General features: G+C 39.0%; 20 protein-coding genes. 18 read left to right on the top strand and 2 right to left on the bottom strand.

The features are described from left to right. The first annotated feature begins 8 nt into the window (after window positions 1–8). Together IGK77_RS12385 and IGK77_RS12380 are read left to right on the top strand one after the other, a co-directional pair. Window positions 9–170, top strand: a complete 162-nt coding sequence (locus tag IGK77_RS12385) for a hypothetical protein (RefSeq protein ID WP_019724465.1) — start codon at window positions 9–11, stop codon at window positions 168–170. Between the two features lie 501 nt (window positions 171–671). After that, window positions 672–968 carry a bacteriocin immunity protein gene (locus IGK77_RS12380; RefSeq protein ID WP_074799395.1) on the top strand — a complete coding sequence of 99 codons (297 nt, stop codon included), beginning with the start codon at window positions 672–674 and terminating at the stop codon, window positions 966–968. Window positions 969–1,100: 132 nt separating this feature from the next. Here IGK77_RS12380 and IGK77_RS12375 read toward each other — a convergent pair whose 3' ends face one another. Continuing rightward, window positions 1,101–1,721 (bottom strand): NAD(P)H-dependent oxidoreductase, encoded by a 621-nt coding sequence (locus tag IGK77_RS12375; protein ID WP_034686954.1) that lies wholly within the window; start codon window positions 1,719–1,721, stop codon window positions 1,101–1,103. A gap of 117 nt (window positions 1,722–1,838) precedes the next feature. Further along, window positions 1,839–2,147 (bottom strand): rhodanese-like domain-containing protein, encoded by a 309-nt coding sequence (locus IGK77_RS12370; RefSeq protein WP_074799396.1) that lies wholly within the window; start codon window positions 2,145–2,147, stop codon window positions 1,839–1,841. Window positions 2,148–2,341: 194 nt separating this feature from the next. On the opposite strand from IGK77_RS12370, the gene IGK77_RS12365 reads away from it, so the two are divergent. The 16 genes from IGK77_RS12365 (at window position 2,342) to IGK77_RS12290 (ending at window position 22,741) form a co-directional block, all read left to right on the top strand. Continuing rightward, on the top strand, window positions 2,342–2,986 hold the full coding sequence (locus tag IGK77_RS12365; protein WP_071867849.1) for a TetR/AcrR family transcriptional regulator: 645 nt from the start codon (window positions 2,342–2,344) through the stop codon (window positions 2,984–2,986). Window positions 2,987–3,001: 15 nt separating this feature from the next. Continuing rightward, window positions 3,002–4,729, top strand: a complete 1,728-nt coding sequence (locus IGK77_RS12360) for an ABC transporter ATP-binding protein (protein WP_074799397.1) — start codon at window positions 3,002–3,004, stop codon at window positions 4,727–4,729. Next, window positions 4,726–6,603 (top strand): ABC transporter ATP-binding protein, encoded by a 1,878-nt coding sequence (locus tag IGK77_RS12355; RefSeq protein ID WP_074799398.1) that lies wholly within the window; start codon window positions 4,726–4,728, stop codon window positions 6,601–6,603. Before IGK77_RS12360 ends, IGK77_RS12355 begins: the two co-directional genes overlap by 4 nt. A gap of 244 nt (window positions 6,604–6,847) precedes the next feature. Then, entirely contained in the window at window positions 6,848–7,702 is an 855-nt protein-coding gene (locus IGK77_RS12350; RefSeq protein WP_074799399.1) for a VOC family protein, read from the top strand. 194 nt (window positions 7,703–7,896) lie between these two features. Then, entirely contained in the window at window positions 7,897–8,916 is a 1,020-nt protein-coding gene (locus IGK77_RS12345) for a serine hydrolase domain-containing protein (protein WP_074799400.1), read from the top strand. 45 nt (window positions 8,917–8,961) lie between these two features. Next, on the top strand, window positions 8,962–9,915 hold the full coding sequence (manA, locus tag IGK77_RS12340) for a mannose-6-phosphate isomerase, class I (RefSeq protein WP_074799401.1): 954 nt from the start codon (window positions 8,962–8,964) through the stop codon (window positions 9,913–9,915). 278 nt (window positions 9,916–10,193) lie between these two features. Continuing rightward, window positions 10,194–11,102: a ribokinase gene (gene rbsK, locus IGK77_RS12335; RefSeq protein WP_074799402.1), complete on the top strand. Its 909-nt coding sequence runs from the start codon at window positions 10,194–10,196 to the stop codon at window positions 11,100–11,102. Window positions 11,103–11,124: 22 nt separating this feature from the next. Beyond that, window positions 11,125–11,520: a D-ribose pyranase gene (rbsD, locus tag IGK77_RS12330; RefSeq protein WP_010736652.1), complete on the top strand. Its 396-nt coding sequence runs from the start codon at window positions 11,125–11,127 to the stop codon at window positions 11,518–11,520. A 17-nt stretch (window positions 11,521–11,537) separates the two neighbouring features. Beyond that, complete coding sequence (gene rbsU, locus IGK77_RS12325) at window positions 11,538–12,425, top strand: ribose/proton symporter RbsU (RefSeq protein WP_010736651.1); 888 nt, start codon at window positions 11,538–11,540, stop codon at window positions 12,423–12,425. A 245-nt stretch (window positions 12,426–12,670) separates the two neighbouring features. Then, on the top strand, window positions 12,671–14,278 hold the full coding sequence (locus IGK77_RS12320; RefSeq protein ID WP_256209245.1) for a PTS transporter subunit EIIC: 1,608 nt from the start codon (window positions 12,671–12,673) through the stop codon (window positions 14,276–14,278). 1 nt (window position 14,279) lies between these two features. Continuing rightward, window positions 14,280–16,310, top strand: coding sequence for a BglG family transcription antiterminator (locus IGK77_RS12315; RefSeq protein WP_074799404.1), 2,031 nt, complete (start codon window positions 14,280–14,282; stop codon window positions 16,308–16,310). Window positions 16,311–16,324: 14 nt separating this feature from the next. Continuing rightward, entirely contained in the window at window positions 16,325–16,768 is a 444-nt protein-coding gene (locus IGK77_RS12310) for a PTS sugar transporter subunit IIA (RefSeq protein WP_071867859.1), read from the top strand. 156 nt (window positions 16,769–16,924) lie between these two features. Then, window positions 16,925–20,047, top strand: a complete 3,123-nt coding sequence (locus IGK77_RS12305) for an MSCRAMM family protein (RefSeq protein WP_195514194.1) — start codon at window positions 16,925–16,927, stop codon at window positions 20,045–20,047. Then, entirely contained in the window at window positions 20,040–21,680 is a 1,641-nt protein-coding gene (locus IGK77_RS12300) for an immunoglobulin-like domain-containing protein (RefSeq protein WP_256209238.1), read from the top strand. The genes IGK77_RS12305 and IGK77_RS12300 overlap by 8 nt, the downstream gene beginning before the upstream one ends. Before the next feature lie 10 nt (window positions 21,681–21,690). Next, window positions 21,691–21,894 carry a hypothetical protein gene (locus IGK77_RS12295; RefSeq protein ID WP_010736645.1) on the top strand — a complete coding sequence of 68 codons (204 nt, stop codon included), beginning with the start codon at window positions 21,691–21,693 and terminating at the stop codon, window positions 21,892–21,894. Window positions 21,895–21,907: 13 nt separating this feature from the next. After that, a complete protein-coding gene (locus tag IGK77_RS12290; RefSeq protein WP_074799406.1) occupies window positions 21,908–22,741 on the top strand; it encodes a hypothetical protein in 834 nt (277 codons plus the stop codon). The last annotated feature ends 6 nt before the right edge of the window (window positions 22,742–22,747 follow it).

The following is a 22,747-nucleotide window of genomic DNA, read 5'->3' as shown; positions in this document are numbered from 1 at the left end:
GTAGTGACATGAATAAAGAAGAAGTGTTAGACCGTTTACGTGAAGAATTAGAGATTCCGTTTTTTCAAGGAAAAATCGAAGACAAAGAGTATAGTGAAGAAGAATACCAAAAGATCAAAAATGATTTGATCCAGTATTTTGATGACTATGTTCGTAATGTTGAAAATTAAAGAAGGAAATATAGCCTAGAGTAAAATGATTTCTATCTTATCTTGAACCAACACGCTAGCATGCCAAAGCTGTTTAGTGGGATAAAAATGGGGGACGTATGAAAGAGTTGAAAATGATTTTTAGTGCGTTTCTTTTGTCGCTACTTTTAAACTGGGGCTTATCCTATCTATTAAATCGTCCATTCAAATGGTGGATTACTTTAGGTATGTTCATAGGATTCTCCATTGCTTATTTAGTTGGTTCAAGAAAGAGGTCGGGACAGAAGTGTTTAGCCTCGAGAAATAAGGCGTCATCCACGAAAATTGTTCTTCAAATTTTTGTGGATGGCGCCTTATTTCCGAAGAGGTTACTTCTGCTCCCGCCGTTTATTCGGTTTTAGGTGGTGGAAGAGGACTAATGTCCTACTTCCTTTCTTTTATTAACATCTGATTTCAACCAAAGTTTATTTTGCGTAAGACTATAGTATTATTCCTTGAAATTAAGAGAAGGAGCAACAGTAAATGAGTCATCTAAGATGGTTTTCTGGTGGAAACGATCGACGCAAAACAGCAGAAACAATCATTAATGAATTGATAGCTGATTTAGCGTTAGACCTTGGAAATGAATCTCTTAGAGAGGTTTTACAAGCTTATCTAGAAAAATTACAAAATGATGGAGCATCAGTGCCGTTCATTCTAAGCCGTATGAATTTAGATATATCCGATGCATTGAAAAAAGCTGGTGTATCTCTCAACGAGCATCAATCCGAAAAGCTACATGAACTGATGGCTATTTCTAGTATTAGATATGGTTATTAATTACTTTAAGCGTCGCCGAACAGCCACTTTACAACAAATAAAAAAGGATTTCACGAACATTCGCAATGAATGTTTAGTGAAATCCTTTTTTCTTTTCTCAATATTTTTAGAGAAATGTTTATCTAATAGTGACTAGAAGTCTTTACCAAATGCAGTTGCTTTATCTAAAGCAGCTTGCATCAATTCTTCTGCACGATCAGGTGTATAGTCGATCCCTTCGATAAATAATTGGTCGACTTGTTCAATACCGACAAAATTCAAGATTGCTTTTACATATTGAGAAGCAAAATCTTGACCATTGTAGATTCCGCCGTTTGATTGGATGTGTAGTGCTTTCTTACCAGTAACTAAGCCAACAGGACCGTTTTCAGTATACTTGAAAGTTTTACCAGCAACATTGACAGTATCAAACCAAGCTTTTAATTTTGTAGGAATGTTCAAATTCCATAAAGCATTGGCAATAACGATTTTATCTGCTGCTAGGAATTGCTCTGTCAATTCATTGAAACGAGCAATTTTTTGTTGTTGGTTTTCAGATAGACTAGAGAAATCTGCACCTGCACGAAGCGCTTCCCATCCAGAAAGCAATTCTTCATCAATTTCTGGGATATCATCACGATAAAGGTCTAAAACAGTTACCTCGTCGTTTGGATGATTTTCTTTGTAGCTAGTTAAAAAACTAGTTAATGCGTTAACTGAACGTGATTCTTGTGCAGTTAATGGATGTCCTTTGATTACTAATACTGATGCCATAATCTCTCTCCTTTAGTCGTAATTGTTAACTTTACTGCTAACAATACCAGTTTACTTGAAACAGAAAAGGCTATCAAGTATTTTTACTGATAAAAAGTAAGTTATTTTCCAGTAAGATCAAAGAGAACTAGTTAATTCACGATTTTCAAATAGTTTCATGTTGTCAACGACATAAGTCGCTTGCAGACCATTTTCTATTAGATAACTAGTAACTTCTTGTGCTAAATGATTCGCTGCCCCAACAATATAATACTGTTTTTTTGTATCCAGATTATTTAATTGAGCGGATAAACTGGCAATAGGAATGGATATTGAATGACTTAAATGTTTTTTTATATACTCGTTCGTTTTACGGACATCTAAAATCACTATATCCTTTTTTTGATAGACGAAATAGAGTTCGTGGACGGTGATTGATTTGTTCATGGCATTCTTCCTTTTTATATAATGATCCTATTTTAGATGCATAGAATAGTAGAAACAAATCTTTTTACTCGATTTATTCTTTTTTTAATAATTATGAAAAAAGAATGTAAATGACTTGCAAAACATTCATATGGTGTTATAATGACAAGGTGTCATATGACAGTGTGTCATTTTTATGTGGGGAGGAATCAGCGATGCCGACACAGACTTTTTTTCATCTACCTGAAGAAAAACAGCAAAGACTATTAGAAGCTGCCAGGGTCGAATTTTCAAGAGTACCATTGAATGAAGCTTCGATTGCTCAGATCGTGAAACTTGCGGGGATCTCTAGAGGTAGTTTTTATCAATATTTTGAAGATAAAGAAGATCTTTATTTTTATTATTTTGAAACCGTTCGTAGTGATAGTACAAAAAATATGATCCAACTAATCAAAGAATCGAACGGAGACTTATTTATCGGTTTTGAACTTTATTTTGGGAAAATGATTCGAGATATTCTAGAAGGTGAAAATGCTGCGTTTTACAAACATCTTTTTATGCACATGGATTACCGTGCCTCACGAAAAGTCGTGCCGCATCCACAAGGACATCGTCCATCACCACATAAAAATCATAAAAAAGCGTCCAAAGAGTTGATTGGTTTGATTGATCGTTCCAATCTTAGAGTAAAAGATGACCATGAAATGGAATTATTGTTTCAGTTAGTCATGAGTACACTATTTACAACGATTGCTCATGCCTATAAATCATTTTCAACCTCTGAGGAGTATTCTGTTGAACAAGCCATTGCAGAATTCAATCTAAAACTGTCATGGATAAAAAATGGCGCTTATAAATAGAAAGAAGGGGAACGAATGCTAAAAATTGTCAAACGAATTTCATTGACCTCAGCAATCGCTGCAACGGTTTTTATGATTATTCAAGTGTTAGCAGATCTTTATTTGCCAACGTTAACATCTAATATTATTGACAAAGGCGTAGCAAAAGGTGACGTCGACTATATTTGGCAGACGGGATTTGTCATGATCGGATTTTCTTTGATCAGTATTTTAGCCGCCATTGCCAATACGTTTTTTGCTACACGAGAATCTCAAAAGTTAGGAAAACAATTACGAACAGAAGTCTATCAAAAAGCCGAAAATTTGACGAAAGACAAATTCGACAAGTACGGAACAGCTTCATTGATCACTCGTACAACGAATGATGTGACGCAGATCCAATTGGTGATGCAAATGTTTTTACGGATGATGATCAATGCGCCGATCACTCTTGTTGGGGCAAGTATCCTTGCTTATCAAAAGGACCATCAACTGACAAGGATTTTCTTAGTCGTGATTCCTGTCATGATCATTTTGATCGGTGGTATCATGTATTTTGCTGTTCCGCTATTCAAGAGTATGCAAAAGAAAACGGACCGCTTAAACCTTGTTTTTCGTGAAGGATTAACCGGTGTACGTGTCATTCGAGCATTTGACAAAACACGTTTTGAGGAAAATCGTTTTGATTTAGCGAATAAGGATTATACAAATACGGCAATCAAAGTCAACACGATCGTTGCATTGATGATGCCAATGATGACGTTGATCATGAGTGGGACGAACGTAGCGATCACATGGTTTGGTGGGCACTACATAGCGGATATGACCTTAGAGGTCGGAAATCTGATTGCTTTCATGACTTATGCGATGCAAATTTTGATTAGTTTCATGATGTTATCAGCGATCTTTATCATGGTTCCTCGTGCCCAAGCTTCGGCTGATCGGATCAATGAAGTACTTGAAGAAGACGCAGGTATCGTTGACCCAGAACAACCAGAAACGGTTGCTTTAGCTGGAAAAGACGCAAGTTTGTCATTCAAACAGGTGAATTACCGTTACCACGGTGCAGAAAAACTAGCGTTGGAAGATATCAACTTTGAAGCTTCATCCGGCGATATCGTAGCTATCATTGGTGGTACTGGTTCAGGAAAAACGACTTTAGTGAATCTGATCCCACGTTTGTATGATATTGAATCAGGTGAGATCGCGATCAATGGAACGAGCATCATTGATATGACGCAATATAACTTGCGTGAATTGATGGGATTTGTTCCCCAAAAAGCTGTCCTTTTTTCTGGAACGATTCGTGAGAATATGCAATATGGGAAAGAAGACGCAACAGATGAGATGATTTGGAAAGCATTAGAGATCGCCCAAGCAAAAGACTTTGTTTCTGAAATGGAAGATGGTTTAGATAGTCATGTCGAACAAGGCGGCGGAAATTTTTCTGGTGGACAAAGACAACGATTAGCCATTGCGCGTGCCTTAGTAAAAGAAGCCGACATCTATGTCTTTGATGATTCATTCTCAGCACTAGACTTTAAAACAGATGCGAAACTCCGTCAAGCACTAAAAGAAAATATGACAGAAAGTATCACCGTTTTAGTGGCGCAACGAGTAAGTACCGTCATGGATGCAGATACGATCTTAGTATTAGATGAAGGAAAACTTGTTGGAAAAGGAACGCATAAAGAATTACTAGCAACAAATGAAACATACAAAGAAATCGTCAACTCACAATTGAGAGAGGAGGATTTAGCATGAGTAAAGGAAACAATCGATCTCCTCAAGGACCAATGGGTGGGGGACCAGGACGTAACATTGGTGCTAAAGGAGAAAAACCAAAAAACTTTTGGGGCACTGTTCGTCGGTTATTCGGCTATATGTCTAAGCGTTTAGTAGCGATCATTGCTGTATTTGTCTTAGCGATTGCAGCTGTCGTCTTCCAAATCCAGACACCAAAAGTATTAGGGAAAGCAACCACAGAAATTTTTAACGGTGTGATGCTTGGCGCAAGACAAATGCAAGAAGGGCAACAAGTCACTAAATTCCCAATCGATTTTGACAAAATTGGTCAAATCATTGCGACAGTGATTGTTATGTACTTGATTTCTGCCGTGTTCAACTTCTTGCAACAGTTCATTATGACTCGCGTGTCGCAACGTACGGTATATGAGTTAAGACATGATTTAGAGACAAAAATGAATCGTGTGCCGATCTCTTATTATGATACACATACGAATGGGGATATCATGTCTCGAGCAATCAACGACATGGATAATATCGCCAGCACGTTACAACAAAACTTGACTCAATTTGTCACAAGTGCGGTCACACTGATTGGGGTTATCGTTATGATGCTATCCATCAGCTGGCAACTGACATTAGTGGCGTTGTTGATGATTCCATTGAGCTTGATCATCGTGATGATCATTGCACCGAAATCACAAGTTTTCTTTGCGGATCAACAAAAGAGTTTAGGATTATTGAACAACCAAGTCGAAGAAACCTATGCTGGACATACGATCGTCCAAACGTTCAACCATACAGCAAAAGACCAAGCAGTTTTTGAGATTGAAAACCAAAATTTATATGCCTCTGGTTGGAAAGCACAGTTTATTTCTGCAATCATCATGCCATTGATGAACTTCGTCAAAAATCTAGGGTACGTCTTTGTGGCTGTACTTGGTGGGATCAAAGTAGCCAATGGGAATATGGCATTAGGGGATGTGCAAGCATTCTTACAATATACGACGCAATTTTCTCAACCGATCACACAATTGGCAAGCTTGATGAATACGATCCAATCAACAGTCGCTTCGGCTGAACGTGTCTTTGAAGTCTTAGACGAAGAAGAGATGACCAATGAAAAATCTGGTTTACCAGTCGAAGAAAATACACCTTACAAAGTTCGTTTCGAAAATGTGCAGTTTGGTTATACGCCGAATCATTTATTGATGAAAGATTTCAATTTGGATGTGAAGCCAGGTGAAATGGTCGCTATTGTCGGTCCGACTGGGGCTGGTAAAACGACTTTGATCAATCTATTGGAACGTTTTTATGATGTTTCAGGCGGAAGCATTCGGTATGACGGTGTCGATACGAGAGATGTTTCTCGTGATGTATTACGTGCGCAATTTTCAATGGTACTCCAAGATACATGGTTATTTACTGGAACGATCTATGACAATATCAAGTATGGAAATGATGATGCAACGGATGAACAAGTGATCGAAGCTGCGAAAGCTGCCCATGTCGATGAATTTGTCCGCAAATTACCTGACGGTTATGATACGATCTTAAATGAAGATGCAAGCAATATCTCACAAGGTCAACGTCAATTGATTACAATTGCCCGAGCATTCTTAGCAAATCCAGATGTCTTGATCTTGGATGAAGCAACCTCAAGTGTCGATACTCGTACGGAGATTTTGATTCAAAAAGCGATGAACCGTTTATTGAAAAATCGTACAAGTTTTGTAGTTGCGCATCGCTTATCAACGATTCGTGATGCGGATAATATTATCGTGATGAACCAAGGATCGATCGTTGAAACAGGAAACCATGATACGCTCATGGAAAAAGATGGGTTCTATGCTGATCTGTATAATAGTCAGTTTACAGAAGAAGCTTCATAATAAGATAAAATAAGTTATAATAATCTTTATAGGATTATGGGAAAGCGGCGTTTAAAAAAATAAAAAAGTTTTATCAAAGATTCGCCGCTTTTCTTACATATAGAATGATTTTCCCTTCCCATTCTGATAATTAGCTAAAAAATAAGACAATCTAAGAATTAATTCAACAAAAAATAAGATATTGCTTGAAAGAAAAGAGAAGCATCGTTAAAATAAAGCTTAACGTAGAGGGGAGCAAGAAATTATGAAAGTTTTTGATTTGGGGTCTACTACTTATTTGAAAAGTATTGCGATACGTGTAAAAGACCGTGATAAAATGATCGAGTTTTATAGAGACACGATCGGTTTCGATTTAAAGAGAGAAGAAAATGAATTAGCGATTTTCGGTACAGTAGAAAATGACAGCGAGATGTTATTATTAGAGGAAAGTCCACGAGCAAATGATCACTTTGGGGAAATCAAAAAGCTCAATCGCTTTTCTTTGATCATTCCAACATTAGAAGAAATGGCAGATATGCTGTATCGCATTCGCCAAACGAATCAAACGATCGAAGAAGCACTGGAAAGTGATGGCAGAATCGGTATTTTAATGAAAGATCCTGAAGGCAATATGTTAGAGATCTATCATGAAGAGACTCACACTTCACAACAACAAGCGGCGGAACAGTTAGACCAAGAAGCACTATTAAGACAATCAAATGAACGCTTTAAGAAATTGTCTGCTGGTACTTATTTCCAAAAAGTCCACCTAAATGTACTAGATATGGAAAAGGAACGAGAATTTTTATCAGAGCTTTTAGGTCTGACTGTGCATAAAGAGGAAGAGAAAGAATTTATCTTGAATAAAGGTGATTTTCATGTAGGACTGACTCAAGCTGAGAGTCCAGTGATTGCCTTACCGACTGATGAAATCTTAGGATTAGACTTTTTGAAATTTGTTGTTGATCCAGAAAGTATGCAACGTCTGATTGCACATTTGAACACAGAAACGATCGATTTTTACATTGACAAAAAACAAAAAGTTTTGACTTTGTATGATGCAATTGGCATCGAATGGTGGTTCGTGGACGAAACAAAAGCAACTAATGTTATCCAATGAACAGTGGCTAGGATCAGTCGATTGCTCGACCGTTGGAAAAAGCAGGAAAAGTTCAGCTGATGCTGAAAGTTTCCTGCTTTTTTATGTCAGCCACTAAATACTGGGATAAATGAGAAAAACAATTGATTCTTATGGAAGAAAGAATTATGCTTGGGGAGCAAACAAGCATATCCATAGATGAATAAGGAGAAACTATGTACGCTAAAACGAAAGAATATATACTAAAAAAAATGAATGAGGGATATTATCCAGGGGTCGTTGCTGCTTTTATGAAAGAGGATCAGATTGAAAAAGTGATCGCAGGTGATGCGCAGATCATTCCTACAATCAGACCAATGACCGAAGATTTGCTCTTTGATGCAGCCTCCCTGACAAAAGTAATTGCAACGACAAGCCTTGTCTTGCGATTGATCGAAGACGGGAAAGTTGAATTAGATGAACCTTTGCATACGTACTTGCCGACTTTTGAGAATCAAACGATCACGATTCGCCACTTATTGACACATACCTCAGACATCCAGACATTTATTCCTGATCGAGATCATCTATCACAAACAGAATTGATTGAAGCTTATTTGAAACTTCAACCAGGCGATCAATTAGGAATCGAAGTTCGCTATACGGATGCAGGCACGATTCTTTTAGGATTGATGTTAGAGGAGATTTTCCAGGAAGAGGCGGTCGAGCTTTTTGAAGAGCAAGTACTAGCACCGTTAGGAATGATGAATAGCTTATTCTTACCACGTCCTTCAGAACGGATCGTTCCGACTGAACAACTTCCTTCTGGTGAGGTGATCCATGGCTTGACACATGATCCAAAAGCACGAGTGTTAGCAGAACATGCAGGTAATGCTGGTCTATTTATTGATCTTGCGGATTGTGAGAAGTTTGTCCGGATGTATCTGCAATACGGAAAGTTAGATTCTGGTCATTTTTTGGAAGAGGCAACCATCCGTTCCTTATTGGCTGATCATACGCCAACTGGTAAAGGTGGTCGCTCACTCGGATGGGATTTAAAACAAGATAAAAAGGATGGGCACCCATTACTATTCCATACAGGCTATACAGGGACATTTCTATTGATCGACCCAATCGATCAAGAAGCGTTCATCTTTCTATCCAATCGCCTGCATCCAAACGATCATCGTGAAGAATATCTAAAATGTCGGGATGAAATCATTGAAATTTATTTACAAGAGAAAGCGTTACACTGAAAATAATGCTATAATAGCAATTGAAAATTGAGAGGAGTTTGACGTATGCAAGAACCATTATTTTTAAAACCTGTTTTTCAAGAAAAAATCTGGGGAGGCAGTCGCTTACGTAGTGTTTTTGGCTTTGATATCCCAAATGATAAAATTGGGGAAGATTGGGCGATCAGTGCGCATCCTCATGGCGTTAGTGTCGTTGAAAATGGCCCATTCAAAGGCTGGAAACTAGATGATCTATGGAAAGAACATAAGGAATTATTCGGCCATCCAACAGAACCAGTTTTTCCGCTATTGATCAAAATCTTAGATGCAGAAGATGATCTATCTGTCCAAGTTCATCCAGATGATGCTTATGGCATGGCACATGAAGGAGAGCTAGGAAAAACAGAGTGCTGGTACATCATTGATGCCGAACCAGGTGCAGAGATCATCTATGGTCATCATGCAAAAACACGTGAAGAATTAGCCGAAATGATCCAAGATAGTCGCTGGGATGACTTATTGAAAAAAGTTCCTGTCAAAAAAGGTGATTTTTTCTACGTACCAAGTGGAACGATCCATGCAATCGGTAAAGGGATCATGATTTTAGAAACACAACAAAGTTCAGACACGACTTATCGTGTTTATGATTATGATCGCAAAGACGATCAAGGAAACACTCGGGAATTACACATCCAACAATCGGTCGACGTAACAACAGTACCAGCAAAAGCTCCTGAATTACAGATCAAAGAGATCCGTCAAGGGAACTCTTCGATCGTCACTTACGTAGAAACAGAATTTTTCAACGTTTACGAATGGGACATCAAAGGAATCACATCCTTTAAAAAACAAGCACCGTATACATTGATGACAGTTATTGATGGTGCGGGAGAATTGGTGATAGACAACCAAACATACCCATTAGAAAAAGGAACAAGTGCGATCTTACCAAGCGATATCACGGAGTGGAAAGTTCAAGGAGAACTTTCGATCATCGCTTCTGAGCCAGGAAAAAAATAATAAGATAAAACTGTCGTTGCTAGGTTCAGCGACAACAATAAAGCGTACCAACCGAAAATGGACTTGCTATTTTTGGTTGGTGCTTTTTTTTTAGATCAGTGATTGGCTATCATTGATCTAGTGATATAAGAACAAAGAAGGTACAAATTACAGTTAGTTTTATAGTCGAAAAGTTGCTTGTTGAAATCACTTACAAAATATGTTATATTCTTCTCGTAGAGTTAAAACGTTTTAATAGAACGTTAAAATGATTTTCTTGTTAAAGGAGAGGGAAAACGATGAATACTGTTACAGTTATCGGAAGTATCAATTTAGATCGAACCATCCGTGTGACTTATATGCCAAAACCTGGAGAAACGATCCATACGAAAGAAACTTTTTCAGCTGGTGGAGGGAAGGGAGCTAACCAAGCGGTTGCTGCTAGACGTTCGGAGGCAAAAACTTACTTTATTGGTGGCGTGGGTAAAGACGAAGCAGGAAAAACGATGACAGAATTACTTGAACAAGAAGAAATCGATTTATCTGGTGTAGCGACATTAGAAAATCAAGCGACTGGACAAGCGTATATCATTGTTGATGACCAAGGTGAAAATAGTATCATGATCCATGCTGGTGCAAACAATGCGTTTACCGTAACACAAGTGCAAGAAAACAAAACAATCATCCAAAAAAGTGATTTTATTATTGCTCAGTTTGAAAGCGCTATAGAACCAACGATCGAAGCATTCAAAATCGCTCGAGAAGCTGGCGTGAAAACGATCTTGAATCCGGCACCTGCGCTAGAAAATGTTCCGGATGAGTTATTAGCAGTGACAGACATGATCATTCCGAATGAAACAGAAACGGAGATCTTAACAGGCATCACTATTACCGACGAAAAAAGTCTGAAAGAGGCGGCACAAGTCTTTCATGGATTAGGTATTGAAGCCGTGATCATCACGATCGGAAGTAAAGGCGCTTATTATGATATTGCTGACGGCGCTAGTGGGATCGTACCAGCTTTTAAAGTGCATGCAGTGGATACAACGGCTGCTGGCGATACCTTTATTGGTGCGATGAGCAGTGTATTAGCCAAAGACTTCAGCAACCTAAAAGAAGCGATCCGTTATGGCAATAAAGCCTCTTCTGTGACTGTTCAACGTTTTGGTGCACAGCCTTCTATTCCGTATAAACATGAATTAATCTGATTGAGGAAAGGATGAACAAATAATGAAAAAAACGAAAGTAATCAATTCTGATATCTCACGAGTGATAGCACAAATGGGACATTTTGATAAATTGAGTATTGGAGATGCAGGAATGCCTGTACCTATGACCACTGAAAAAATCGATTTAGCAGTCACGCAAGGGGTTCCTAGCTTTATGGAAGTTTTACGCAATGTGTTGTCAGAATTAGAGGTGCAACGTATTTATCTAGCAGAGGAAATCAAAAAAGAGAATCCTGACATTCTTTTAGAAATCCAAAAAGAAATGCCGGAGACACCGATCACGTTTATTCCGCATAGTGAAATGAAAACTGAGTTAAACAATTGTCACGCATTTATTCGTACAGGTGAGATGACTCCTTATGCGAATATCTTGTTAGAAAGTGGCGTCGTATTCTAAAAAAGGAGATGTAATAAATGAATGCAACAGCATTATTGATCGGATTAGGACCATTACTAGGTTGGGGACTTTATCCAACGATTGCTTCGAAGATCGGTGGACGTCCTGTGAACCAGATTTTAGGATCAACAATAGGAACTTTGATATTCGCACTTATTTTTGCCCTGATCAATGGCATAGCACTGCCATCTGGAATGGATCTTGTCTTTTCTATTCTTTCCGGTGTGGGCTGGGCGACTGCTCAAATCATTACTTTTCAATCTTTCACACTGATTGGCTCGTCACGTGCAATGCCTATCACCACAGCTTTTCAATTACTTGGGGCTTCATTATGGGGCGTTTTTGCGCTAGGTAACTGGCCAGGAACGACAGCGAAGATTCTTGGTGGATTAGCATTGATCTTGATTATTTTAGGCGCATGGATGACTGTTTGGACTGAGAAAAAAACCAAAGAAAATAGCAGTTTACTGAAAAAAGCGGTTTTATTATTAGCAGTCGGAGAGATTGGGTATTGGGCATATTCCGCAGCACCTCAAGCAACAACCATCGACGGAATGCACGCTTTCTTGCCACAAGCAATGGGGATGGTCTTAGTGGCGATCATCTACACCGCTGTATTAAGTATGAAAGGGCATGAAAAATCAGCATTTACGGAAGTTGTTTCTTATAAACAAATTTTTTCTGGCTTCTTTTTTGCCTTTGCTGCATTGACCTATTTGATTTCTGCACAACCAAATATGAATGGTTTGGCAACGGGCTTCATCTTGTCGCAAACTTCTGTTGTTCTAGCAACCTTGACTGGTATCTGGTTCTTAGGACAAAAGAAAACGAAAAAAGAAATGACTGTCACGATCATTGGCTTGGTCCTTATCTTAGCAGCCGCAACGATGACTGTTTTGATATAAGATATTTTGTTAGAAGTGTTATTTAAAAAAAATTGGGAAGTGACTGCGGTTACTTGCCCAATTTTTTTTGTGGAAAATAGATAACGGAAACTGTTAGAATAGAGCTATCTGAAAAAAAGCATAAGCGCAGTCTGCTGAAGTAGAAAGGGCAGGTGATCAACGTGGGGGAGAATTTGAATGCGCTTCCTGCTAATGCAGTGGCGAAATTAACCTGGTTTCGTCAATTACTACATTATTTCAAACAAATGATCATGCCAAATCTAAGTATTTTTATTGCTTGGGGTTTGTTATCGATTGTAGCAAATATCGTATCAGGTGATTTGCACCAAACACTTGTCCATGTTACTGACTGGTTGATTTATCTGTTATTGCCCATTTTGATCAGTTACTCTGGAGCAAAGATTTTTGATCAAAAAGCAGCTGTAGCAGGTGGGATTGCTGTCATCGGTATGATAGTAGTTTCTGATCTTCCACAACTATTTGGCGCGATGGTTATCGGTTTGATTACAGGTGGTCTTTTTCACTGGACGGATCGTTGGTTGGCGCCGAAAATCAAGCCTGGCTATGAGATGTTGCTGAATAATTTGATGATCGGTCTAATCGGTGGCTTTGTCTGTTTGTTAGGTATACTGGTCATCCAACCACTTGTTGAAGGTAGTTTATCTTATGTTGGACGCTTTGTTTATTGGCTCATTGAACAACATTTGTTACCAGTAGTCAGTTTAGTGCTGGAACCGTTAAAGGTCTTATTTTTGAATAATGTCATCAATCACGGCATCTTGACACCTTTAGGAATGGAGATGGCACAACATGCGGGGCATTCGATCTTATTTTTGATGGAAGCCAATCCTGGGCCAGGAATAGGGATTTTAAGTGCGTTCTTGTTTGCTGCCGATCGAGAAAAAAGTGTCAAAGCAGGTGGAGCATTGATGATCCAAGCAGTGGGAGGAATCCATGAGATCTATTTTCCTTTTGTTTTGATGCAACCTGCGCTTTTTTTTGCAGTCATGGTTGGGGGAGCGACTGGAACGTTTGTGTTCCAACTATTTGCTAGTGGGTTGAATGCTCCGGTTTCACCAGGTTCATTGGTGATTATTTTAGGGAATACACCACCCTCACAATTAGCAGGTGTCATTTTAGGTATTATTCTCAGTGCGCTTGCTACATTTGTTTGTGCCATACTGTTATTGAAAAAAACGAAACCTGTGGAATCGATCCTCCAAGAAAGGAGCCAACTGATGAATCATGAAGCGGTCAACCAAATCATCTTTGCTTGCGATGCCGGGATGGGTTCTAGTGCAATGGGCGCAGCCATTTTGAAGAAAAAACTGCATGCGCAAGGGATAGATATACCTATAAGCTATACATCTATTTACGATCTGCCGAATCACAAGAAACAATTGGTGATCGTGCAAAGCGCCTTTCAATCTTTGGCGCAAGAAAAAGCCAAAGAAAGTCAGATCATTGCTGTCGATCATTTTTTAGAAGTTGAGTCGTATCTACCATTGATCAAGCAGCAACTTCATGAAATAAACATTGAACCTCAGATCAAAAAACAACAAGAAGTTGAACAACCTAGAACCAGAGTTGTGTTTTTATACCAAGGAAATCGACGAGGTTCACAAACGATGGGGATGACGATTTTAATGAAGCTAGCCAAGGAATATCAGGTTGGTCTATCTGTAGAAAAAGCAGCCGTCGAAGACCTAGTACCTGAAAAAGAAGTGGTATATCTTGCGAATGAAAGTATGGCAAAGGCGTATCAACTGCAACAACAAGTGGAGCATTTGTTGATCATTGATCATTTTGTCAGTACCAAAACTTATTTATCCTTAGTAAAGGAAGTGGACTAAGATGTATTTGTCACCAAGGGAAAAAGAATTATTGACAGAACTCATCAATAGTCCAGCACCTGTTTCTATACAAAAAATGGTCAATGTTTTACGGGTCAGCAAACGGACTGTATACCGCGAGTTGGAGCAATTAGAACGATCGCTCGAGGAAGTAAATGCTTCGCTGAAAAAAATAGCCCGTGGGTCATTTACGATTGAAGCAACACCTGAAACAATGACACAACTGCGCCAACTACTGAACGAAAAAGAGATGGAACTATCGACAATCGAAAGGCAACATGCGATTTTATTAGAACTGTTACTCACGAAAGAACCATTGTCTTTAAGTTATTTTTTAGAAAAGTATTTGATTAGTAACACGACTTTTTATGCTGATATCAAGCAACTTGAAACCAGTATGAAACAGCTACCGCTATCTATCACTCGTAACCGTGGTTATGAAATCACTGGACCGGAAAAATACCGAAGATTGCTGATCGCAAATATCTTAGAGTTGGAAATCAATGCGTATGAAATCTTTCACTTGCTGGAATTTGATACGACAACGAATTTCTTTTTTCAATTTATCACGACAGATAGTTTATTACTGGCGCGTCAAGTGGTACGAGAAGAATTGGTTCAACAAAAGAAAGAATTAAGTGACCGGAAACTGGAACATTTAGTTTTGATACTCAGCATTACGATCGACCGTGTCAAAAAAAATCAAGTGCTGACGAATGAAACCTACACTGGACTAGTGAATAAAGAGTTATTACGTATCGCCAAAGCTTTATTTTCTAAAATCGCTAAGGAAACGCAACAACTTTATCCAGTCAATGAAATCGTCTTTTTTGCTAGTCTATTAAATGATTTCTCGAATTCCTTTGATCAGGATTTCTTTGAAGAAACATTTGATACGCAACTCGCTTATCTTGTGAAACAATTGATCCAAGTAGTCAGTGAAGCAACAAATAATCCATTCTACCAAGATGAAACACTCTACAAAATGTTGTTGACCCATTTATCAGGAGTATTTTCTCGAGCGGTACTTCAAGAAGAACAATTGACTAATCCAATCTTGGAAAAAATCATGGTCCAGTATCAAGAGATCGCCCAAGCCATCCGTCAAGGAATCGAGCAGATTTTTCAAGAAAAGAAACTATCCGAAGAAGAAATTGCTTATATGGTTCTTCACTTTGCGAACTCGTTAGAAAAAACACCAAAGGACAGCACGATCAAAATCGCTGGTTTTTCACCTAGTGGCTTAGCTTCGACAAGTATGCTTGAGTTAAAACTAAAGAGATACTTCCCATTTGTTCAACATATCCATTTTTATCGAATTGCTGATTTAAAGAAAATCAATTTAGAAGAAGAGTATGATCTCGTCATTTCTACCTCGATCTTAAGTGGCTATGAGGGGAAATATCTATTAGTTTCACCATTACTTCTTGAGGAAGAAATTAAACAATTAAAAGCAGAATTTGCTCGTTTGACAGCACATCGAACGGCACATATCCGGTTAGCTGATCAACCTTCTGTTATCGAAGATACTTATGAAGAAACGGTGTTGATGATGAGTAAAATCAATCAGCTACTCCAGTATTTCTTCATTCAAGAATTAGACAATCCAACGACAGTAGAAGCTACGTTGAAGGATATTTTCGACTATTTACCTACAGGGGTGGTCCAAGATAAAGAAAAAGTCTATCAGCGTTTAATGAAAAGATATCAACAAGCGCCGATCGGGTTACCTCATACCAACATGGGGCTTTTCCATACCTCTAGTTCTGAGATCACGGAACCTTTATTCTGTATTTTTCAATTGAAGCAAGTATTGGAGATCGAGGGAATGGACAAAACGAAAGTTGATTTATCAAGAATGTTAGTGATGCTAGCACCTTCCCCTATTGACGAAGCTACTGGAAAATTACTTGGAAAAATAAGTGGTGCATTGATCATGAATGATTTGAATACTGAGATTTTTCGATCAGGAAATGAGGCAATCATCTATCAGTTGTTATCTAAAATTTTGATCGATGAAATAAAAAAATAAAGGGGGCTCTATTGATGCTTGAGATTTCATCTGAACATATTTGGTTGAACCAACAGTTTGGTAGCTGGCAAGAAGCCATTCAGCAGATTGGTGAACAACTACTTGAAAAAGGAGTCATCCAAAAGGAATATATCGATGCGATGGTTGCTCGCCAAGAAGCAGCAAGTGTCTATATCGGCAACTTTGTGGCACTTCCACATGGAAAAGCAAAAGATGAACAGATTGTTGAAGAGGGTATTTTTTTGTTCCAAGTACCTGATGGCGTTGACTTTGGTATCGACGAAGAAAAGAAAGTCGCAACGATTTTATTTGCAGTGATCATGCGAGAAAACCAACAATTAACAAGTTTACAAGAACTTGCCTTTTTTTGTTCCGATGTCGATCAAGTGATGGCATTGAGCGATGCCCAAACAGTAGAGGAAATCCAACAAATCTTAAAACAAGCTGAGGAGTTTTGACGTAAAATACGCGACGACCAATCAATTGATTGGTCGTTTTTTTTTCTATTTTTTTGGGAGAATCTCGCCAAAATCGTAATTATATAGTGAAGGAGGTGCGAGGAGAAGACATCACGTTCTCAGTTGATTTATCTCACTAAGGAAAGGAGTCAAAGAATGAAGAAATCCTCTGAATCACTATTTTTGATGCTACCGATCATTATTTTAATCACGATTTTTTTTCAAATGAAAGTAAGACCAGTCTCGGCAGAAACATTGCCTGACCTCCCCACGTATCAACAAATCACTGCATCAGACCCCAATCAAACTTTACTTACAGCTGAACAAACAATCCCACCAGATAATAGCTGGACAAGTTTCAAAAAAAACTATCAATTAGTCCAAAGGGCCAATGGGAAATTGATTACTATTGGCTCGACGAATTATATTGAAGCGGCGATCCATGAACATTCTCCAAGATTGGCTGATCCATTTGCAAATGAAAGTGTCGTTGTTGATCCAGCAATCCATATCCCTCATATCGATATCCATCTATCTAATGGTGGCAGAGAAATTGGTTGGTACGGCAAGCGAGTGAAGGGAGAGATTGCGCTTTGTCTGGAACAAGGAGTAGCGCTGAATATCGGAGAAAATAGCGGGTATAATTCAAGTATTCAAAATACAGAATTATTGAAGAAAATTTCTTTGATCAAATACTATGGGGTAATTGCGACAAACTACACGATGGAAAAAGAATTGATGACTCAACTCCTTGCTTGGGAGCAACAAGGAATCACCCCCACCAGTATTTCTGGTGTTTTGACAATGAACGATTACCAAACATTCAAACGAACAGTGATGGAACAAGTGGAACGGTTCTATACCCAACCAAGTTTTGATGGACAAATATTGGATATAAAAGCTGGCGAAAGCCAAACATTGACCGACACAACAGGAGCATTTTCGAATTATAGCTCATCGCCTGTTCAACAAATCAATGGAGTAACCATTGAAAAGCAAGGGAATCAAGTAACTGTCACTGCATCGAAAGAGGCGCCGGCGACAAGTGAGATCGCATTTGATTATCATATCCCCAGTAGTTATCAAGGAGCAATCGTCGTGTACCAACATCCTTATACACAAAATATGGTAGTCGGTAGAGTGCCGCAGCTGACAAGAACTTCCTTTCAGTTACGCGTGCAAAAATATGGACATGCAGGTATCCGCAAAGTCGATCAACAAACAAAACAACCATTAGTAGGCGCCGTTTTTCGTTTCACGACTGCGGATGGACAGATAAAAGAATTGACGACAGATTCTGATGGTGTTGCTATTTGGCATGATCTACTCGTTGATACGGTTGTTACGATTCAAGAAATCAAAGCGCCAGAAGGCTACGTTTTAAATCCAACGCCCCAGACTGTCACTGTCAAAGTGAATGAATTGACGAGTATCACATTAGCTAATCAAGAACAGACAGCTAATTTGATGGTCATCAAAGAAGATGCAGAAACAGGCAATCAGCCTCAAGGAGGTGCCCAATTGATCGGAGCTGTCTATAAATTAACGGACAAAGACGGAGAAACAGTTGCGGAATTGACGATGGAAGAGGTTAATGGAAGTGCATCAGCTGAGCTAAAAGGGTTAAGACTAGGAACCTATTATTTACAAGAGACCATTCCACCGAAAGGCTATAACTTAGATCCGACGATCTACCCTATACATTTGACCTACGCAGGACAAAATGAAACAGTGGCTATCCATAGTAAAACAGTCACTGATCGCGTCATCAAGGGTCATGTCGAAGGGTATAAATTTGGTTCAAAACCTCTTATCCCCACTTCTATCTTCGAAATTTTACACGCATTAACAACCAATCAAACGAATCATAAACCACCACTCGAAGGAATCGAACTAACAGCCACCGCTCATACCACAGGAAAAGAATTTGTCCAAGTCACTGAAAAAAACGGCTACTTTAAATTTATAGATTTACCCTATGACACGTATACGATCGCTGAAACAAAAGGAACGGATGGCTATTTGATCATTGAACCATTTGAAGTGACGATCAGTGAGGAAGGTTATACACATTTCTTTTTATTAGAAGATGAAATCATCGAATCACGCGTACATCTCATCAAGATCGATCAAGAAACAGGACAACAAATTCCCTATGCTGGCGCACAATTCAAGATTTTTGATACTTGGGCGAATGATGGACAAGGGGCATTTGTAGCAATGACGCGTCCGAATGATACAGAAAAAACTGAGATTTTTGAAACGAATCAAAAAGGGGAATTAGTGACAACTGAGAGCTTACCTTGGGGCGTGGATCGCTATGAGCTTCATGAAGTCAAAGCGCCAGAAGGCTATCTCCCGTTAGAAGAACCATTGATTTTCAGTGTAACAGTGGAAAATCATAGTGCATTGATTCGCTTAGAAGTCCCTAACCGTTTAGCAAGACAACCCATTGAGTTGATCAAACGAGATCGCTTGAATGAACAACCTTTGGTGCAAGTACCATTTGGCCTATATCAAGTAGAAAAATCAGAAAATGGCGAGGAAAATCTTCAATTTATTGAAGAATATCTCACGGATGATGAGGGGAGAATCGAAGTAGGCGATTTGCCCTATGGCACCTATCAATTTATTGAAGGAAAACCATTAGAAGGGTATTTACCATTAGAAGAACCTTTAGACTTTACAGTAACTGTTGAAAAAGATGGTGAGTTGATCGTATTAGAAGCCTATAACGAACGAGAAAAATTAGCATTGACGAGTTTGTTCACATCTCTCGATGGAAGCAAGGAGCTTGACCCAACCAAAGACAATCAATTGAAAGACGTAGTCTGGATCAAAGGAGCAGCCATTGAAGTCGGTCATACGTATACCGTAGTGACGCAGTACCGAAAAGGTGACACCGGAGAAGTCATCAACGAAGCAATCTCAACCTACACAGCAAAGAGTAAAGAAGATCAGTTTGAAGTTTTTCTGGAAATGAAAGCCAATACGCTAAAAGCCAATGATCAGCTGATTGCCACTCATATTTTGTACTACGAATCTGAACAAGAAAATGAGGTTGCACGTGAAGATGATCTGACTAATCAAGAGCAGACTGTTTATTTCAATACACCAAAAAACGAGAAAAAAGAAGAAGCGAAAAAGCAGGATAATACTCGGAATTTACCTAAAACGAATAGTCGTACTTCTGTCTCTCTAGTAGGGCTAGGTAGCTTATTTCTAGGAGTGAGTGGTGTTTTGATCTATCAACAAAAAAGGGGTGGGTTGAATGACTAAAAGGAAAAAATACATGAGATTTGGCTTGTTCATATTCAGTTGTTCAGTTGTTTTATTAGTTACTGGTTGTAAACCACAACAAACAGAAGTCTCACCAACAGTGGGGCCCGCTTCAAACAAAACGAAACAGGCAATCAAAGTGAAAACACCAGAGGAGAGCCATCTGAAAAAAGAAGAGAACTCTTCTCAGTTGTTTGAGTTTGCTTCTCAATTTCGAAAACCATTGGCTCTCCCCGCTGAAGCAACGATCAAGGATGAAACCAATCAGCTGAGGATCGCTTACCTTGAAGCAACAACAGTACCTCAAAGTCTAGAAAATTCAGTATCAAGAAGCAATCTCACACATCGCCTCGCAGAAGACGAACAAAAAGTTACGCTATCGGAGGTTGTAGCAATTCCAGAGAGCAACAATCACTGGCAAAGTCCCTACGTGCATGTAAACGACCCATTGCAGATCTTACCAAGAGGAACAGCGATTGATCCCTTTGCCTATTTTACTATAGTTCAAGGAAGTGATCCCATTCCAGTGATCCACTATACGCCCGTCAATCCTAACGAATCTGGCTATCAAGTGATGCAGATCACAGCAACTGATTCAAAAGGGAAAGTGAGTGTTGCGACAGTCACCTTTCTGTTTAATCACTCCCCGACCATTCAACAAGTAAGACAAAGTGATCACGCCACGATCGGTTCAAGTATTGACTTATTGGCTGGCATTTCCGCTCACGATGAAGAAGATGGTGAATTGACCGCAGAGATTCAAGTGAAAACCACACTCCAGACAGAAAAAGAAGGCAGTTATGAAGTGATTTATTCTGTGACTGATCAATTTGGAGCAAGTGCCAACCTGATAAGTAATATTACGATCACCAATGAAGCACCAATAATCGCGGGGCCGAACCAGCTCGTTTTACCTGTTGATCAATCATTCTCTTTATTTGATTATTTCTCCGTAAATGATCAAGAAGATGGTGCCATCAATCTTACTTCGGAAAACATCTTAGCATCCGATCTTGTCCCCTATGTACCAGGAAACTACTTCGTAAGAATTGGGAATGTCGTTGATCGGTATGGCAAACGAGCGGCAGAGCGTACAATCTATGTTCACCTAACAAATGAAGCGCCGACTGTTACAAATACGCATATGACTCTTCCTGTATTTAGTGAACTGAATAAAGAAAGCTATCTAGCAAAACTAGTTCTTGCAGATCGTGAAGATCCGGTTGATCAATTACAAGTGGCAATCGATCTGCCCTTTTGGGAGAAAATCGACACTTCCCGATTAAATACCTATCGTTTTCCTCTTCAAGTCCAAGATACACATGGAGGGATCACCAAAACCTTTGGGAGCATCCAAGTAATCAATGAACCACCTGTATTTTCTGGGATAGAGGATAAGAGAATCATTGTAGGCGAAGAAAAGCCAGATTTATTAGCAGGGATCTCCGTTTCGGATCGTGAAGAGAGTATCGGAATAGAAGATGTTGAGATCATAGAAGAAATCGCTTGGGATACACCTGGAACCTACCCTGTTTATTTGACGGTCAAAGATACATTTACAGAAACGACAGTATCTTTTCATGTCATTATTCAAGACAACAATCCAGAAATGCCAGAGAAATTGAGCGAATAAGGAGATGAAAATGGATTATTTCAATCAAGCAATGTCTTTATTTTCCAACGGGGTGATTACTGCAGGAAGCTTACTGACCGTTTGGGGCATTATCCAATTAGGCGTTGCAATCAAAGAGCATAATGGGCCAGGGATGCAACATGCCATTTTTCAAATCGTTGGCGGTGCAGTGATTTTAGCTGCTGGTGCGTGGATCACGAATATTTCAATGTGAGGAGCGAAAAAGAATGGACGGTGCGATCGAATTTTTGCTACAAACGATTGCAGAACAATTAAGTTTATCGACGAATCATAAAAATAGTCTTTTACAAAACCTCGAACATTATCTGCCGGAAATCTATCGTTACAGTGTGACGATCATGGAAAGTGTCGTCAAACCTATTGCTTATTCCCTATTAGGTTTTCTATTGTTGATCGAATTTCAACAACTCGCACATCGACTATATGGCAAGCAGTCAGAGTTTGGTGGACTGGATCTTTTTTTACCATTGTTTATCAAAATCGGATTGACCGTACTGCTTTTACGCCACTTGATGGTTTTCCTCAATGCCATTATGGATGTAGGTATTTTTGTTAGTCAAGGAATCAATCAATTGGAGATTCGAGGTGTGACGGATCAGACAATGGATATCTTCAACGTGATGGAGCAGATCGATCAGCTAGGTTTTTTTGAAAAAATGGTGTTGTTGATGATTTTACTCGTTCCCTTGATTCTATCGATCATTGTTAGCGTCCTTGCTCAAGTACTGATCTTTTTACGTTTTTTAGAAATGTATCTTTATTTGAGTATCTCACCTTTACCGATTGTCGCTTTAGTGAATACAGAACTTGGTCATGTTGGAAAGAATTTTTTTAAACTATTTGGTGCGGCATCTTTACAAGGTGTATTGCTTTTTATCGTTTTGAACATCTATCCATTATTAGTGAGTACTGTTTTTTCATTTGATGAGACGCAGGGGATGATTGCAGTGATCAGTGCGATTGTCGGTAATTGTTTGGCACTATCCATGTGTTTGTTTTACACCATGAAATGGTCGAAAGCGATCATCGTTGCGGCCTGAGTGAGA

This window comes from Enterococcus sp. DIV0806c (assembly GCF_051710905.1).
In the GTDB taxonomy this organism is placed as follows: Bacteria; Bacillota; Bacilli; order Lactobacillales; family Enterococcaceae; genus Enterococcus_B; species Enterococcus_B mundtii.
Note: the sequence above shows the minus strand (reverse complement) of the source record. Positions and strands in the feature narration are given on the sequence as shown.

Excerpts from the sequence above, each read along its gene's own strand:
- IGK77_RS12310 (WP_071867859.1), top strand. The coding sequence starts at position 16,325 with ATGCTTGAGATTTCATCTGAACATATTTGGTTGAACCAACAGTTTGGT.
- IGK77_RS12360 (WP_074799397.1), top strand. The coding sequence starts at position 3,002 with ATGCTAAAAATTGTCAAACGAATTTCATTGACCTCAGCAATCGCTGCA.
- IGK77_RS12290 (WP_074799406.1), top strand. The coding sequence starts at position 21,908 with ATGGACGGTGCGATCGAATTTTTGCTACAAACGATTGCAGAACAATTA.
- IGK77_RS12370 (WP_074799396.1), bottom strand. The coding sequence starts at position 2,147 with ATGAACAAATCAATCACCGTCCACGAACTCTATTTCGTCTATCAAAAA.
- rbsU (WP_010736651.1), top strand. The coding sequence starts at position 11,538 with ATGAATGCAACAGCATTATTGATCGGATTAGGACCATTACTAGGTTGG.
- IGK77_RS12350 (WP_074799399.1), top strand. The coding sequence starts at position 6,848 with ATGAAAGTTTTTGATTTGGGGTCTACTACTTATTTGAAAAGTATTGCG.
- IGK77_RS12380 (WP_074799395.1), top strand. The coding sequence starts at position 672 with ATGAGTCATCTAAGATGGTTTTCTGGTGGAAACGATCGACGCAAAACA.
- rbsK (WP_074799402.1), top strand. The coding sequence starts at position 10,194 with ATGAATACTGTTACAGTTATCGGAAGTATCAATTTAGATCGAACCATC.
- manA (WP_074799401.1), top strand. The coding sequence starts at position 8,962 with ATGCAAGAACCATTATTTTTAAAACCTGTTTTTCAAGAAAAAATCTGG.
- IGK77_RS12300 (WP_256209238.1), top strand. The coding sequence starts at position 20,040 with ATGACTAAAAGGAAAAAATACATGAGATTTGGCTTGTTCATATTCAGT.
- IGK77_RS12345 (WP_074799400.1), top strand. The coding sequence starts at position 7,897 with ATGTACGCTAAAACGAAAGAATATATACTAAAAAAAATGAATGAGGGA.
- IGK77_RS12355 (WP_074799398.1), top strand. The coding sequence starts at position 4,726 with ATGAGTAAAGGAAACAATCGATCTCCTCAAGGACCAATGGGTGGGGGA.
- IGK77_RS12365 (WP_071867849.1), top strand. The coding sequence starts at position 2,342 with ATGCCGACACAGACTTTTTTTCATCTACCTGAAGAAAAACAGCAAAGA.
- IGK77_RS12305 (WP_195514194.1), top strand. The coding sequence starts at position 16,925 with ATGAAGAAATCCTCTGAATCACTATTTTTGATGCTACCGATCATTATT.
- IGK77_RS12385 (WP_019724465.1), top strand. The coding sequence starts at position 9 with ATGAATAAAGAAGAAGTGTTAGACCGTTTACGTGAAGAATTAGAGATT.
- IGK77_RS12375 (WP_034686954.1), bottom strand. The coding sequence starts at position 1,721 with ATGGCATCAGTATTAGTAATCAAAGGACATCCATTAACTGCACAAGAA.
- IGK77_RS12315 (WP_074799404.1), top strand. The coding sequence starts at position 14,280 with ATGTATTTGTCACCAAGGGAAAAAGAATTATTGACAGAACTCATCAAT.
- IGK77_RS12295 (WP_010736645.1), top strand. The coding sequence starts at position 21,691 with ATGGATTATTTCAATCAAGCAATGTCTTTATTTTCCAACGGGGTGATT.
- IGK77_RS12320 (WP_256209245.1), top strand. The coding sequence starts at position 12,671 with ATGATCATGCCAAATCTAAGTATTTTTATTGCTTGGGGTTTGTTATCG.
- rbsD (WP_010736652.1), top strand. The coding sequence starts at position 11,125 with ATGAAAAAAACGAAAGTAATCAATTCTGATATCTCACGAGTGATAGCA.